The following is a 14,257-nucleotide window of genomic DNA, read 5'->3' on the forward strand; positions in this document are numbered from 1 at the left end:
TTACAAGTCTTTCGATCTGGCTCGATGCGGGGAGGGAAACACCAATGAACGCTCTTCAAGCCGAAATTAAAGCTGCGGTCCAAGAAGCTACCGCCCCGCTGATGCGCGAGCTATCCGACTTGCGCCGGATAGTTGAAGCGCAAAGCAAGGATGCGCAGCCCGAATATGTGACCGTCAAAGAGGCCGCGAAAATCCTCAAATGCACTGAAAAAACGGTGCACCGCTACTGTGATAGCGGTCGCCTTGAAGTGCGCCGAGACGGTCACAAAAAGCTTATTACATATGCCAGCTTAATCGAGACGGCGGGCTAGTTCTTCCGGCGTCTCGTTGTAGTACACTTGGAGCATCCGAATATCCCTGTGACCGACCATTCGTGCCAGCGAGAGAACATCCAGCTTTTTGGCTAGCCGGGTTATCGCCTCATGGCGGCTGTCGTGAAACGTAAGATCCTTAAGTTCTGCCTTGTCGCGGGCCGCTCTGAAATTCGCATCGATCTGTTGGCTTGTGAGGCCAAACAGCGCCCCCTCAGTTTCGGGAAGCTCACTCAGAAGCGAAAGGGCAGCATTTGAGAGAGGAACCTTGCGCGACGTGCCATTTTTGGTCTTTGGCAAAGTCGCGACACGGCTTTCACAGTCAACGGTCTCTTTGGTCAGGCTGATGATTTCACCAGACCTCATTGCGGTTTCAATGGCGAACAGAAAAGCGTGGACCGCCCGCGCACGAATCTTGGTCAGATCCGCTCCAGCCGCGACGACCAGTTTATCTACTTCATCTTGAGACACACGGCGGTCACGAGGGGGTGGTTTGCTCGGCTTGCTTACGTCTGCCATAGGATTTGATGAAATCAATCCCCACTCCCTGCGCGCTTGTGTCAACACTGCGGACATAAGAACCATTTCGCGATTTACGCTGGCTGGAGCTACTTCGCTCAGCCGCCGATCTCGCCAATCTGCAAAATCAGAGGGGGTTAAGTCGGAAAGCCGAATCTCGCTGATCTTGTCTTTCGATAAGCGCTCAAGTCGGATAATCTCCCACCTTGCACCACGCTTCTTTGGCGAGACCTCTCTAGCGTATCGACTAAACAACTCTCTGAGCGGCTGGCTGGAGCCGCCAGTTTCGCCTTCTGCGATGAGGAATTCCTGACGGTTGGCCCAATCCTGCGCCTCGCGCTTTGTCTTGAAGCTTTTGGCCTTGCGAACACCCTGCCGGGCGACCTGAGCCTGCCAGCGCCCTGTCTCAAGTTTCTTGAACGTAGCCAAGTGCGATTTCCTAAGCTGTGTATAGCCCAGCAATCGTAATTTCGTCGTAATGGATTGTCAAAACCACCCGGTTGTTCACTAGAAGTTCACACCCGCCGCCTCGCCTAAATCCGCTATATGTCTATATACCACAGGACATTAGGGGGCTTTCTAGGAAAGTAGTTGGTGCGGTCGAGAAGACTCGAACTTCCACGGGAGTTACCCCACAGCGACCTCAACGCTGCGCGTCTACCAATTCCGCCACGACCGCACTGTCTGTGACTTGGTGAAGGGGCGTATAGAACACGCGTTCCGGGATGTGAAGAGGGAAAACGAAAATTTCTCGTGTTTTCTGTGGTGCTTGAAAAAACGCCCCAGCCAAACCGGCCGGGGCGCTTCTAAGACTTTGATGGGAAGTCTAAATTCAGTTCCCGTCACCGAAGGTCGGCAACGACGAGGCCCCGCTTGATGCCTGTACTGGTTTGGGCAGCGTCGGCTGGGTCAAGCCTTCGGACGCGGCCTTTACCAACGCGACACGCTCCGGCTGGCCCGGCGCAAATACGGGATCGGACCCGGCCTCCAGCGCGGACACCGCAGTGCCGTACCAGGCCTGGGCGCGGCCATGGTCCACCGCTGCCCCAAAACCCAAGGCCATATGGTGACCAATCAGCTCCGCGTAGGGTTGCTGTCCAAGCCCGACAAGCAGCAGCCCCGCCCCAAGCGCCACGTCCATGTTGTCGCGGCGATACCCGGAGAAGAGGCAGATCTCGGCGGTGTTCTGCAACTGCTCGACCGACATATTGGACTGCAGGATGAACTTCTGCACATTGGCCACCACGGAGGCGCTGTCCTTGCTGCCCAACTGCGCCACATGAGGTTGCAACACCGGACCAAACTGGTCGCATTGCGCATCGACCTGCGACGAGGTCACGCCCTGAAGCCCGGCGACCAGTGTTTCGCCACGGTTGATCGCGTAGGACCGGGCCAGACAGAACTGCTCTCCCAGCGCCAGCTCGGGGTCGGTGATGTTGGACACCGTCATATAGCCGCCGTTGGAACTGGTCAGCAGGCTCACCTTGCTGCAATGGCTGGTGAGCGATGCAGCCTGCGGTGCGGGCGCGTCAAAGAGCGTGAGGCCACCGAGCCCCCCCTGCGCGCCGCCGGACGCCAGAACGGTGCCATTGCCTTGCGGCGCTGGAGCCGGCGCTGGTGCCACCGCCTGTGGCGCAACACTCGCCACAACCGTGGGCGCTTCGACGCGGTCACATTCGCCGCGCGTACAGGTGAAATCCGCCGTGGTGATGCCGCTGGCGGTGAAATCATTGCGCTCGTAGCCCTGTGGCGTCGAGGCAAACACCATCACCGTGCAGGAGGCACCGCCGTTGCTGCACCAGTAGGGAATACCCGCAGCAGCCGTATCGATGAGATAATCGTTGCGCCCATCCCGGTTCAGATCCGCGAGCTGCATGAAGCCGCTGCGCTGCAACAGCTGTTCTCCCGTGGGATCGCCTGCGGCAGCGATTTCATCCACCGTGTTCGACACCTCGATCGGCAGCCCTGCGTAGCCATAGCCACCGGCAGAGCCCCCCGCCGGGGCGCCATGCCAGGTTTTCAGCACCGCGCGAATGCCCTGCGGGCTCTGCATTGCCTTGGCGACCTGTGGGCCGCCGACCAGGGCGCGGTTGTAGGATGTCACCAGGAAATCCCGCTCATATTGAGTCAGGTTGCCGGTCTGCGGAAAGCCCATGTGCATCTGGTACTGCCGCGCCGCTTCGCGCGAGCGGCGCCCGAACACACCATCCGGGGTGCCCGCGGGAAACCCGAAATAGTTCAGCGCCGTCTGGGTTTCCCGATTGTGGGCCCGTGTGGCGCTGCTGGATGTGGACCGCACCACCGTGCGCCTTTTGTTCTTGTTGACCTCATTGACGATCACGCCCCCGAGCAGGCCGCCAACCAGGGCTGCGCCGAGGTTATCCGCCGCCACAGGGGCCGCCGCTGTTGTGGTCAAAAGAGACGCCGCCGTTAAAGCTCGAATGAATTTTGTAGACATGGAATAATACCTCGCACTCACCCCACAGGGAACCTATGTGAGAACCAGAATACCACAGACCCCTCTCATTGCGAGTCGGGTCTTCCGGCAAGACGAAGAAAAGATGAATGAGGAGCAGGCGCGATGGTGGAGTGGAAGACCTCTGAGGGGTTGGTCTCTTACGAGGAGGCCACGGCCTTCATGGAGGCGCGCGCCGAGGCGATCGCCCGGGGCGAGGCCGAGGAATGCATCTGGCTGCTGGAGCATCCGCCGCTTTATACCGCCGGAACCTCGGCCCGGGTCGATGACCTGACCGATCCCGACCGTTTTCCGGTCTACACCACCAAGCGCGGCGGCCAGTACACCTATCACGGGCCGGGCCAGCGGGTGATCTATGTGATGCTGAACGTGGCTGAACGCGGCAAGGACGTGCGCTGCTTTGTGCGCCAGCTGGAGCGCTGGGTCATTCTGGCGCTGGAGGAATTCAACGTCACCGGCCACATCCGTGACGGGCGGGTCGGCGTCTGGGTTGAACGGCCGGAAAAGCCAGTCACCCCGACCGGAGCCATCACCGAAGACAAGATCGCGGCGATCGGCATCCGCCTACGCAAATGGGTGAGCTTCCATGGCATCTCGATCAATGTGGAGCCGGATCTGGAGCATTTCACCGGTATCGTGCCTTGCGGCATTACCGAGCACGGCGTCACCAGCCTCGTCGATCTTGGCCTGCCGGTGACGCTGGCGGATGTGGACGTGGCGCTGAAACGCACGTTCGAGATCGCCTTTGCCGCCGATGCTGCGCCGACCTGCCCCAGCTGACACGGCCCTGCGCCTTTGGTTAGCGCTCCGGGCTGAGCGCGCGTGGATGCGCCCACCAGCGCCGCCACGCGACAATCCCGGCAAATGCAAGCGCCGCCAACATCAGGCCAGCCCATGGGGTGTCGGGAAAGAACGTGTTGGAGAACCGGCGCCCGGGCAGGAAGATCAGCACCATCGGCACCCCAAGCGCATAGGTGGCAAGCCCGCGCAGCGTCGCCTGATGCCGGTGCCGGTCACCACGCCGGATGGCTCTGATCGCCACCCACAGCCCCCACAGGGTCAGGAACGACAGGGCGTGCAACGGGCTCACCGGCCCCATGAGCCCGCTGCCCGATAGCCCGAACGCAGACAGGGCGGTCACCGCCATGGCCGACACCCAGATATAGCCCAGTCCCTTGTGCAGCGCATCGCGGCGTCTGCGCCACAGCACCGCAGGGGTCACGCACACCGCTGTCAGCGCGGCGCAGATATGGATCGAGAGGACGGGCGCGGCGTCCGGGAGCAACGGAAAGCTTGCCAAAACGAAGACCTTTGCTGTTTCACCATCGGATACACTCCGATAGGCTTTGTGAGTGGAAACCTGCCGGGACAGGCCCCGCCCTGCCTGCCAAACACCCCGCCCAGCGGGCTATGCCTGCTTCGTAAACGGAGCCAAAACTTCGTGACTATCACCTCCTGGCAACTCGCGAAGCGTGAACTGCAAGCCGTTCTGACCAGCCGGAACATCTGGGTCGGTGCGACGGCGGCGGGTCTGGTGCTGGGATTTGCAGCCCCCTTTGGCACCGATGCCTATCTCGGGCTTTTTGCACGGCTGCTCTACTGGACCGCCGTCGTGCAGATCACGCTGCTGACCGGGACTTTGATTGCAACCCTGCTCAATCCAACATCGGATCAGCCGCCGCGTCGGCGGTGGGGCGGTGTCACTGCAACGGGGGTGCTGATTGGCGCCTGCGTCAGTGTCGAGGTGCTGATGCTGAACTGGCTGATCTTCGGCCAATCCCCTTTCGCGCCCGCCTATGCGCTGTCGCTTGCGCTGAACGCGATTGCGATCTCTGTCATTGTGAACCTGTCGGCATCCTGGTTTGGGGATCGCCCCTCCGCCGACACCGCAGACAGGACGCAGACCACCGCAAATGACATCGCGCCGCCATTGCTGTCGCGCTTGCCACTCGACAAAAGGGGCAAGCTGATCTCCCTGTCTGTGCAGGACCACTATGTCGAAGTGACCACCACGTCGGGCCGCGATGTCCTGCTGCTGCGCCTGTCGGACGCCATCAGAGAAGCGGGCGACGGGTTTCAGATCCACCGCTCGCATTGGGTGGCCTCGGATGCGATCACCCGCGTGGTGCGCGCGGGTTCCGCCGCGAGGCTGACCACGACCGACGGGCGGGAGCTGCCGGTCTCGCGCACCTATGTGCCGGAGTTACGGCAACGCGGACTGCTGCCGTAACGCCTTCTTGTCAGTCCCAGCCTGACCGGCTCGCATATCTCGGGCGGCATGCTGCTACAGCCGGGCCGATTGGTCCCTGCCCCCGGACGAGACAGGGATCACAGCGCGGCGCGGATCTTTTCGGCATGCTGCGCGATGGCGTCCATGTCCCCCATCTGACCGGCGGGCCGCAAGGGCACCCCCTCATGGCGCGGCAGCACGTGGAAATGCAAATGGAACACCTCCTGCCCTCCGGCCGCTTCGTTGAACTGCTGAATGGTCACCCCATCCGCGTCAAAGGCGGCCTTGCTGGCCTGCGCCAGCTTCTGCACCGTGCGCATCACCGCCTCCAACTGGGCAGGCGTCGCATCCAGCAGATTGCGGCAGGGTGTTTTGGGGATCACCAGCAGATGCCCGTCGGCACGCGGCATGATATCCATGAAGGCGAGCGTGTCGTCATCTTCGTAGACCCGCGTCGACGGAATCTCGTCACGCAGGATCTTGGCAAAGATATTGTCGGAATCATAAGCGCTCATCAGTTTCGGTCTCCCCTGTCTCGAACCGTGACCCGAGGTTTTGCAGCCCACCCGGTTCAGGTCAAGCCGGCACGCCCTGCTGCCGCCAGTGACCGGTTTGCCGCATTGCACCGGTGCGCCAGCCGTAAGCGGGGCAAAAAACACAAGGGGGCGCGACAATTAATCTTGATCCAGATCAAACTCGGCCATTGAAGGGCACGAAAGGCCGCTCTAAAACCGAGACGAGACCAGGACTGCCGGGAATCCCCCGTGCGGTCTCTGTGGAGTATAAACAGGAGGCACCCAAATGGCAGACGCAGCCATTCAAGGTCACGGCCACGAGGACGAGCGGAGCTTTTTCACCCGCTGGTTCATGAGCACGAACCACAAGGATATCGGTATCCTTTACCTGATCGTTTCGGCGCTCACCGGCTTCATTTCCGTTGCATTCACCGTCTACATGCGGCTGGAGCTCATGGATCCCGGTGTTCAGTACATGTGTCTGGAAGGTTTTGCCTCCGACCCCTGTACCCCGAACGGTCACCTCTGGAACGTGCTGATTACGGGCCACGGCATCCTGATGATGTTCTTCGTCGTCATCCCGGCCCTGTTCGGCGGTTTCGGCAACTACTTCATGCCGTTGCAGATCGGCGCGCCGGACATGGCGTTCCCGCGGATGAACAACCTTTCGTTCTGGATGTATGTCGCCGGTACCGCACTGGCGGTCTGCTCGGTCTTTGCACCGGGTGGCAACAACCAGCTCGGCTCCGGTGTGGGCTGGGTGCTGTATCCGCCGCTTTCGGTCAAGGAAGGCGGTTTCTCGATGGATCTGGCGATCTTCGCCGTGCACGTCTCCGGTGCCTCCTCGATCCTCGGCGCGATCAACATGATCACTACCTTCCTGAACATGCGTGCCCCGGGCATGACCCTGTTCAAGGTGCCGCTGTTCAGCTGGTCGATCTTTGTCACCTCCTGGCTGATCCTGCTGTCCCTGCCGGTTCTGGCAGGCGCGATCACCATGCTGTTGATGGACCGCAACTTCGGCTTCACCTTCTTTGACCCCGCCGGTGGTGGTGACCCGATCCTCTATCAGCACATCCTGTGGTTCTTCGGCCACCCGGAAGTGTACATCGTGATCCTGCCGGGCTTTGGCATCATTTCTCACGTGATCGCCACCTTCTCGCGCAAGCCCGTCTTCGGCTACCTGCCGATGGTCTGGGCGATCATTGCGATCGGCGTTCTGGGCTTCATCGTCTGGGCGCACCACATGTACACTGTCGGCATGAGCCTCAACCAGCAGGCCTACTTCATGATCGCGACAATGGTGATCGCGGTGCCCACCGGGGTGAAGGTGTTCTCCTGGATCGCGACCATGTGGGGCGGCTCCATCGAGTTCAAGGCACCGATGGTCTTTGCCTTCGGCTTCCTGTTCCTGTTCACCGTCGGTGGTGTGACCGGTGTGGTGCTGTCGCAGGCCGCGGTCGACCGCGCCTATCACGACACCTATTACGTGGTGGCACACTTCCACTACGTGATGAGCCTTGGTGCGGTCTTTGCGATCTTCTCGGGGATCTACTTCTACTTCGGCAAGATGACCGGCCGTCAGTATTCCGAGCTGGGCGCGCAGATCCACTTCTGGATGTTCTTCATCGGCGCAAACCTGACGTTCTTCCCGCAGCACTTCCTGGGCCGTCAGGGCATGCCGCGTCGTTACATCGACTATCCGGAAGGCTTTGCATATTGGAACAAGATCTCGTCCTACGGCGCGTTCCTGTCCTTTGCCTCCTTCATCTTCTTCTTCGGTGTAGTGATCTATTCGCTGCTGCGTGGGGCGCGTGTGACCCAGAACAACTACTGGAACGAATACGCCGACACGTTGGAGTGGACCCTGCCCTCTCCGCCGCCGGAGCACACCTTTGAAATCCTGCCCAAGCAGGAAGACTGGGACAAAGGCCACAGCCACTAAGGCGCGCCTGACCTGAAACAAGACGCCCCGGAGCCGCACGCTTCGGGGCGTTTTCTTTTAGCGTGCCGCCTCCCCTGCCTCCACACACCGAAATGTGCAGGCCGCGCCCTCGACACCTCTTGCGGACGCGATAAAATACACCTCATGCCCTACGACTGGACACGCCCCCCCAGCGATGCGGATGGAGAGCTGCACCTGTGGCCGCATCAATCGCTCAAACCCGAAGGCTATGTACGCTTTCTGGGGGTGACAGCTGCGTTGATCACGGTGCCGTTGTTGCCACTGATGGGCACGCCGCTGTTCTGGGGGCTGATCCCGTTTCTGACGCTGGCGGTATTCGGGATGAAATACGCCCTCGATCAGAACCGTCGCAATGCGCAGGTGCTCGAAGTGCTGCGCCTCGGCCCCGAAAACGCGGAACTGATCCGCTCCGACGGGCGCGGCGCGGCACAGAGCTGGTGTTGCAATCGGCACTGGACACAGGTCGCCCTGCATCCGGATCGCGGCCCCGTCCCCAATTACGTGACCCTGCGTGGCGCGGGGCGCGAAGTGGAAATCGGCGCATTCCTGTCCGAAGACGAGCGCAAAGCGCTCTATGATGACTTGCGCGTCGCCATTCGTCAGACCTCTGCCACCGCGCCAGCTCCCGACTGAGGCGACCAAAAAGCCCCGGCTCGATGCTCGAACCGGGGCGTCTGTATCCTTATCGGCAGTTCACACTGCAGGTGCCGCGGTCAGCACCCGCCAGCGGAACAGAGCTGATCCTTGACCATTGGGCCGACTTTGCCGAAATCCATCTGGCCGGTGTATTTCGCCTTGAGCGCGCCCATGACCTTGCCCATGTCGCGAATCGATTCGGCGCCGGTTTCATCCACCGCAGCCTTCACCGCATTGGACACCTCATCCTCAGACAGCTGCTTGGGCAGGAACTCTTCGATGATGGCGATCTCACCCATCTCGCGCTCTGCGAGGTCGAGCCGCCCGCCCTCCTCATAAGCGCGCACGCTTTCCTTGCGCTGCTTGGTCATCTTGCCAAGGATTGCAAGAATTTCCTCGTCGCCGATGCCGCCCTCTTCACCGTCTCCGCGTGCCGCGATTTCGCGGTCCTTGATGGCGGCGTTGATCAGGCGCAGCGTACAGAGGCGGTCCGTCGCCTTGTCCTTCATTGCCTGCTTGAGGGCCTCGTTGACCCGGGTTCGCGTATCCATGTGCTCTCTTCGTCCATGTGGAACAAGAAGGCGCAGTATTAATCAAACTGCGGGGTGGTTTCAAGATCCCCGGCCGCGCGTGCCGCCGCGTCCGACCTTGTCAAGCCGGTACACCGTTCAGCGCTTGACCCGACGCGGTCCCGGTCTTATTGATGCGCGAATTTTGCCCGCATGGAGAGTCGAGTCATGGTCGATACCGTTTCGCCGAAGCCAACCGCCTGCCTGGCCCTTGCTGATGGCACCGTGTTCTACGGACACGGGTTTGGCGCCACCGGACGATGCGTGGCCGAGCTGTGCTTCAACACCGCGATGACCGGCTATCAGGAGATCATGACCGATCCCTCCTATGCGGGCCAGGTCGTCACCTTCACCTTCCCCCACATCGGCAACACCGGCGTCACCCCCGAGGATGACGAGACCGCCGACCCCGTCGCCGCTGGCATGGTGGTGAAATGGGACCCGACCCTGGCGTCGAACTGGCGCGCCACCGAAGAGCTGAAGTCATGGCTCACCCGCACCGGCCGTATCGCTGTCGGCGGCATCGACACCCGCCGCCTGACCCGCGCCATCCGCCAGCAAGGCGCGCCGCATGTGGCGATGGAGCATAACCCTGAGGGGAATTTCGACCTCGAAGCGCTGGTCGCCGCTGCGCGTGCATGGCCCGGCCTTGAGGGCATGGACCTCGCCAAGGACGTGACCTGCGCGCAATCCTACCGCTGGGACGAGATGCGGTGGGCCTGGCCCGATGGCTACAGCCGTCAGGAGGACCCCAAGCACAAGGTGGTCGCCATCGACTACGGCGCCAAACGCAACATCCTGCGCTGCCTTGCGTCCGCCGGATGTGACGTCACCGTGCTGCCCGCCACGGCGACCTCCGAGGAAGTGCTGGCACATAACCCCGATGGTGTGTTCCTCTCCAACGGCCCCGGCGACCCGGCAGCAACCGGTGAATATGCGGTGCCGATGATCAAGGACATCCTTGATAAGACCGACCTGCCGGTCTTTGGGATCTGTCTTGGCCACCAGATGCTTGCACTGGCATTGGGGGCAAAGACCACCAAGATGAACCACGGCCACCACGGCGCCAACCACCCGGTCAAGGAACACGGCACCGGCAAGGTTGAGATCACCTCCATGAACCACGGCTTTGCGGTCGATGCTCAGACCCTGCCCGAGGGTGTGGAAGAGACGCATGTCTCGTTGTTTGATGGCTCCAACTGCGGCATCCGCATGAAGGATCGCCCGGTGTATTCGGTCCAGCACCACCCCGAAGCCAGCCCCGGCCCGCAGGACAGCTTCTACCTGTTTGAGCGTTTTGCAGACGCCATGAGCGCGCGCAAAGCCTGAACAGTCCAGACAATCCCTCGGCTGAAATCGGGGAACCATGAACTGATCCTTGCCCCCGGCGCATGACATCGCGCCGGGGGTTTATTGTTGATCCGGGCCGCTTACGGGCGATTTACTTGGTGCCTTGGCTCCGCGCTGGTAGCCATGACATATGGGCAAGGATCACCCCGATCTGCACCGGAGCAGTCGCGTTCTGTTCCGACGCCCGTCCCGCGTGCCAGCCGGACGGCGGTCCCTCGATGTGTTTGACCTGGACCAGCTGCATCAGGATCATCTGGACAACCTGGCCCGGCTCGATGCGATCAGATCCGCCGCCACCCGGATTGCCGCTGCCCACACGCCTCATACAAGCATCCTGTCGCTGCGTCCGCCAGGGTTCTGGCTGCGGCACCGCGCGGCGCCGATCGACAGGCTGGGACGCACGGTGATGATGCTGATGGCCGAGCCCGACCGGCATGCGGAGGTGCAAGCCAGCCTCTCTGATCACTTTGACGAGGTGATCCCGGTGCCTGCCCCCGCCGAGGGGCTCGAAACCAGTCTTGTCCGGCAGCTCAGCCCCCAAATGACCCGTGATGCGGCGCGCTGCGTCCCGGCCCGGCTGAGCTGCCGCAGCTTTGACAGCCAGCGCGCCCGCGCCCCGGCGACCCTGGTTGCGGCCTTGCTGGTGATGCTGGGCGTGCTGGCCCCGGGCGCGACGCTGGTGGGGCTCGGCGCGCTCGCGCTGGTCACGCTGCTGCTGTTCACCCTGTTGCGCGTGGCTGGCCTGGCCGCCGCCCTGCGCCAGCGTGCGCCCCCGCGCCACCGTGCCCCAACGCCGGCGACACTGCCGATGATTTCGGTGATGGTCCCTTTGTACCGTGAAGCGGAAATAGGCCGTCACCTGCTGCGCCGCCTGTGCCGCCTGACCTATCCGCGTGATCGAATGGAAGTCCTTCTGGTGCTGGAGGAAGCCGACGACGTCACGCGGCAGGCTGTGAACTGCGCCGACCTGCCGGACTGGTTCCGGGTCGTCGAAGTGCCCCGGGACGGCCCCCTGACCACGAAACCGCGCGCAATGAACTATGCGCTCCATTTCTGTCGCGGTGAGATCATCGGCGTCTGGGATGCCGAAGACGCCCCGGAGCCCGACCAGTTGGATGTGGTCGCCCGCACCTTTGACCAGGCGCCGCCGGATGTGGTCTGCCTGCAAGGGGTGCTGGATTTCTACAACCCCACCCGAAACTGGATCTCCCGCTGCTTCACCCTGGAATACGCAGGCTGGTTCCGGGTGCTCCTGCAAGGCATCTCGGGGCTGCGCCTGGTGGTGCCGCTGGGCGGGACCACCCTGTTCATCCGGCGCGCTGCACTGGAACAGCTTGGCGCCTGGGACGCCCACAACGTGACCGAGGATGCCGATCTCGGGGTCCGTCTGGCCCGCGCCGGCTACCGGACCGAGATGATGCCCACCGCGACCTATGAGGAAGCCAACAGCCGCATTGTCCCATGGATCAAACAGCGCTCCCGGTGGCTCAAGGGGTTCATGATGACCTATCTGGTCCACATGCGGGCGCCCCGCGATCTGTTCAAGCATCTGGGCTGGCGCCGCTTCCTCGGCTTTCAGGCGTTCTTTCTCGGCACGCTGGGACAATTCCTGCTGGCGCCGGTGGTGTGGAGCTTCTGGCTGGTGGCACTGGGGTTGCCGCACCCTGCGGCCACGGTCATACCGCAACAGGTCGTGGTGATGGCGACCGCCAGTCTGATCCTCTTCGAGGCCCTGAACATCTGCGTCTGGATATTCGGCGCCCGCGCCGCGGGGCGCGCGCGGCTGGCGCTCTGGGCACCGGTGATGCCGATCTATTTCATGCTGGGATGTCTGGCCGCCTACAAGGCGCTTTGGGAGGTGTTTGTCGCGCCCTTCTTTTGGGACAAGACCTCACATGGCGAACACGGCGGCATCAGCGACAGCTGAACCTCACCCCCCGCGGGTGCCGGCGTCCTGCTTCAGACGCGTGGTGAACGCCACCGAGATATGATCCTTCAGCGCCTGCCCCGCAGCCGCTTCATCGCGGTCGGCAATGGCTGCCACGATCTGCTTGTGCTCGGTCTGGGCGATGCGCCCGCGCCCCTCCGCCGCCAGCGAGGTGGTCGCCATCAGCGCCATCGAGCGATGCACCAGATCCAGCTGCTGCACCAGATAGCGGTTGTGCGACGCCAGATGGATCTGCTGGTGAAAGCGCCGGTTGGCCTTTGCCAGTTCGACCGGATTGTCCACCAGCGCATCATCCGCTGCCACCATGTCGCGCAGGACCTGGATTTCTTCCTCGGTGGCATGCCGCGCCGCCAGCGCCGCCGCCAGCCCTTCGAGTTCGCGCCGTACCACATAGAGTTCGGCCATCTGGTTATGATCGAGCGAGGCCACGATCAGCGAGCGGCCATCGCGTTCCAGCAGGCTCTGGGTTTCCAGCCGTTGCAGGGCCTCGCGGATCGGCGTGCGCGACACGCCGAAGCGATCCGCAAGATCGCTTTCCACCAACCGGTCGCCGGGCTTGAACATGCCCACGTCGATCGCGTCGAGGATCAGCCCGTAGGCATCCTTCTGCGTGCTGCTCTTCGTCTGGTTCATTGCGGCTGTGACCTCCCTCGCATCGCATCTGTCTACGCCGCCCCTCGCCCCCGATCAAGCCTGCGGCGTTTCCACCCCTGCCCCATTGCAAATCGGGGCATTGCGGCCTAGGTCTCGCGCCATGGTCAAGCAGTCCTTTTCTCATATCGAACACTGGGTGTTCGATCTCGACAATACGCTCTATCACCCCTCCGCCCGTCTCTTCGATCAGATCGAGGCGAAGATGATCGCTTATGTGATGGACACACTCGGGGTGGATCATGGCGCGGCGGACAAGCTGCGCGGCGACTATTGGCGCAACCACGGCACCACGCTGGCGGGATTGATGCAGGAGCACAACATCGACCCCGATCCGTTTCTGGTGGCGGTGCATGACATTTCGCTTGACCATCTGGAGCCCGATCAGATGTTGGCCGGCCATATCGAGGCCTTGCCGGGGCGCAAGATCGTTTACACCAATGGCTCTGCCCCCTATGCGGAGCGCGTTCTGGCCGCGCGGGGGCTGTCGGGGCTGTTTGACGGCATCTACGGCGTGGAACACGCAGAGTACCGCCCGAAGCCAGAGCGCAGCGCCTTTGAACGGGTGTTTGCGCAGGCCGGCGTCGAGACCACCAAGGCGGCGATGTTCGAGGATGACCCGCGCAATCTGACCGCCCCGCATGCGATGGGCATGCGCACGGTACACGTCGCGCCCGAGGCCTTTGCCGGCGATCATATCCACCATCACACCATGGATCTGACAGAGTTCCTGGGCCAGCTGCGATAGCCTGTCGCAGCGACCAAAATGCACATGTCACAGTCATGTTTCGCACCCTATATCGCCGGTTAAGACGATATCACGGAGCCTGACATGACCGCCTATACCCTGCCACCGAAGCTCACGACCTTTGAGCGCATCATCTTTCGCGTGCCCGTGCTGGGCCGCATCTGGAAAGAGGTGAGCTATGGCGATGAGGGCAATGTCTACTACGCGATTGCCACGTTCATCAGCCTCTGGGGCATCTCCATCATGCTGTTTGGCCTGCCCGGCCTTTACCTGCCTGCGCTCGCTCTGGTGCCGGTGATGTGGATCATTTTGATCCTGATTTCGCGCGGCTGATCCCC

General features: G+C 62.2%; 15 protein-coding genes and 1 tRNA gene. 9 read left to right on the top strand and 7 right to left on the bottom strand.

Annotated features, from left to right (window positions below):
* Window positions 1-44: 44 nt before the first annotated feature.
* On the top strand, window positions 45-311 hold the full coding sequence (locus MHM97_RS19600; RefSeq protein WP_239324692.1) for a helix-turn-helix domain-containing protein: 267 nt from the start codon (window positions 45-47) through the stop codon (window positions 309-311).
* Here MHM97_RS19600 and MHM97_RS19605 read toward each other — a convergent pair.
* The 3 genes from MHM97_RS19605 to MHM97_RS19615 all read right to left on the bottom strand — a co-directional run bounded on the left by MHM97_RS19605 (window position 291) and on the right by MHM97_RS19615 (window position 3,288).
* Entirely contained in the window at window positions 291-1,259 is a 969-nt protein-coding gene (locus MHM97_RS19605) for a tyrosine-type recombinase/integrase (RefSeq protein ID WP_239324694.1), read from the bottom strand. The genes MHM97_RS19600 and MHM97_RS19605 overlap by 21 nt on opposite strands.
* A 163-nt stretch (window positions 1,260-1,422) precedes the next feature.
* Window positions 1,423-1,509, bottom strand: a tRNA-Leu gene (locus MHM97_RS19610).
* A gap of 153 nt (window positions 1,510-1,662) precedes the next feature.
* Window positions 1,663-3,288 (bottom strand): peptidoglycan-binding domain-containing protein, encoded by a 1,626-nt coding sequence (locus tag MHM97_RS19615; protein WP_239324696.1) that lies wholly within the window; start codon window positions 3,286-3,288, stop codon window positions 1,663-1,665.
* A gap of 123 nt (window positions 3,289-3,411) precedes the next feature.
* On the opposite strand from MHM97_RS19615, the gene lipB reads away from it, so the two are divergent.
* Window positions 3,412-4,086, top strand: coding sequence for a lipoyl(octanoyl) transferase LipB (lipB, locus tag MHM97_RS19620; RefSeq protein ID WP_239324698.1), 675 nt, complete (start codon window positions 3,412-3,414; stop codon window positions 4,084-4,086).
* Between the two features lie 19 nt (window positions 4,087-4,105).
* Here the strand turns inward: lipB and MHM97_RS19625 are convergent, their stop codons facing one another.
* Entirely contained in the window at window positions 4,106-4,606 is a 501-nt protein-coding gene (locus MHM97_RS19625) for a DUF2306 domain-containing protein (RefSeq protein ID WP_239324700.1), read from the bottom strand.
* 141 nt (window positions 4,607-4,747) lie between these two features.
* Here MHM97_RS19625 and MHM97_RS22915 point away from each other — a divergent pair, with 141 nt between their 5' ends.
* Window positions 4,748-5,536, top strand: coding sequence for a LytTR family DNA-binding domain-containing protein (locus MHM97_RS22915; protein WP_239324702.1), 789 nt, complete (start codon window positions 4,748-4,750; stop codon window positions 5,534-5,536).
* A gap of 98 nt (window positions 5,537-5,634) precedes the next feature.
* Here the strand turns inward: MHM97_RS22915 and MHM97_RS19635 are convergent, their stop codons facing one another.
* Window positions 5,635-6,051: an HIT family protein gene (locus MHM97_RS19635; protein WP_239324704.1), complete on the bottom strand. Its 417-nt coding sequence runs from the start codon at window positions 6,049-6,051 to the stop codon at window positions 5,635-5,637.
* Between the two features lie 286 nt (window positions 6,052-6,337).
* Between MHM97_RS19635 and MHM97_RS19640 the strand changes: the two genes are divergently transcribed.
* The gene (locus tag MHM97_RS19640) at window positions 6,338-7,996 is read left to right on the top strand and encodes a cytochrome c oxidase subunit I (protein ID WP_239324706.1); all 1,659 of its coding nucleotides are present in this window, start codon (window positions 6,338-6,340) and stop codon (window positions 7,994-7,996) included.
* Between the two features lie 144 nt (window positions 7,997-8,140).
* Entirely contained in the window at window positions 8,141-8,650 is a 510-nt protein-coding gene (locus MHM97_RS19645) for a DUF2244 domain-containing protein (protein ID WP_239324708.1), read from the top strand.
* An 80-nt stretch (window positions 8,651-8,730) separates the two neighbouring features.
* On the opposite strand, the gene MHM97_RS19650 is transcribed toward MHM97_RS19645, so the two are convergent.
* A complete protein-coding gene (locus MHM97_RS19650; RefSeq protein WP_239324710.1) occupies window positions 8,731-9,204 on the bottom strand; it encodes a GatB/YqeY domain-containing protein in 474 nt (157 codons plus the stop codon).
* A 186-nt stretch (window positions 9,205-9,390) separates the two neighbouring features.
* On the opposite strand from MHM97_RS19650, the gene carA reads away from it, so the two are divergent.
* Window positions 9,391-10,551 carry a glutamine-hydrolyzing carbamoyl-phosphate synthase small subunit gene (gene carA / locus MHM97_RS19655; RefSeq protein ID WP_239324712.1) on the top strand — a complete coding sequence of 387 codons (1,161 nt, stop codon included), beginning with the start codon at window positions 9,391-9,393 and terminating at the stop codon, window positions 10,549-10,551.
* Window positions 10,552-10,702: 151 nt separating this feature from the next.
* On the top strand, window positions 10,703-12,499 hold the full coding sequence (locus MHM97_RS19660; protein WP_441316276.1) for a glycosyltransferase family 2 protein: 1,797 nt from the start codon (window positions 10,703-10,705) through the stop codon (window positions 12,497-12,499).
* Between the two features lie 3 nt (window positions 12,500-12,502).
* On the opposite strand, the gene MHM97_RS19665 is transcribed toward MHM97_RS19660, so the two are convergent.
* Window positions 12,503-13,153 carry a GntR family transcriptional regulator gene (locus MHM97_RS19665; protein WP_239324716.1) on the bottom strand — a complete coding sequence of 217 codons (651 nt, stop codon included), beginning with the start codon at window positions 13,151-13,153 and terminating at the stop codon, window positions 12,503-12,505.
* A gap of 121 nt (window positions 13,154-13,274) precedes the next feature.
* On the opposite strand from MHM97_RS19665, the gene MHM97_RS19670 reads away from it, so the two are divergent.
* Window positions 13,275-13,919, top strand: coding sequence for a pyrimidine 5'-nucleotidase (locus tag MHM97_RS19670; protein WP_239324718.1), 645 nt, complete (start codon window positions 13,275-13,277; stop codon window positions 13,917-13,919).
* A gap of 84 nt (window positions 13,920-14,003) precedes the next feature.
* Window positions 14,004-14,252, top strand: coding sequence for a hypothetical protein (locus tag MHM97_RS19675; RefSeq protein WP_239324720.1), 249 nt, complete (start codon window positions 14,004-14,006; stop codon window positions 14,250-14,252).
* Window positions 14,253-14,257: the final 5 nt, after the last annotated feature.

The sequence above is a fragment of the Epibacterium sp. Ofav1-8 genome (assembly GCF_022348185.1).
Lineage (GTDB): Bacteria > Pseudomonadota > Alphaproteobacteria > Rhodobacterales > Rhodobacteraceae > Epibacterium.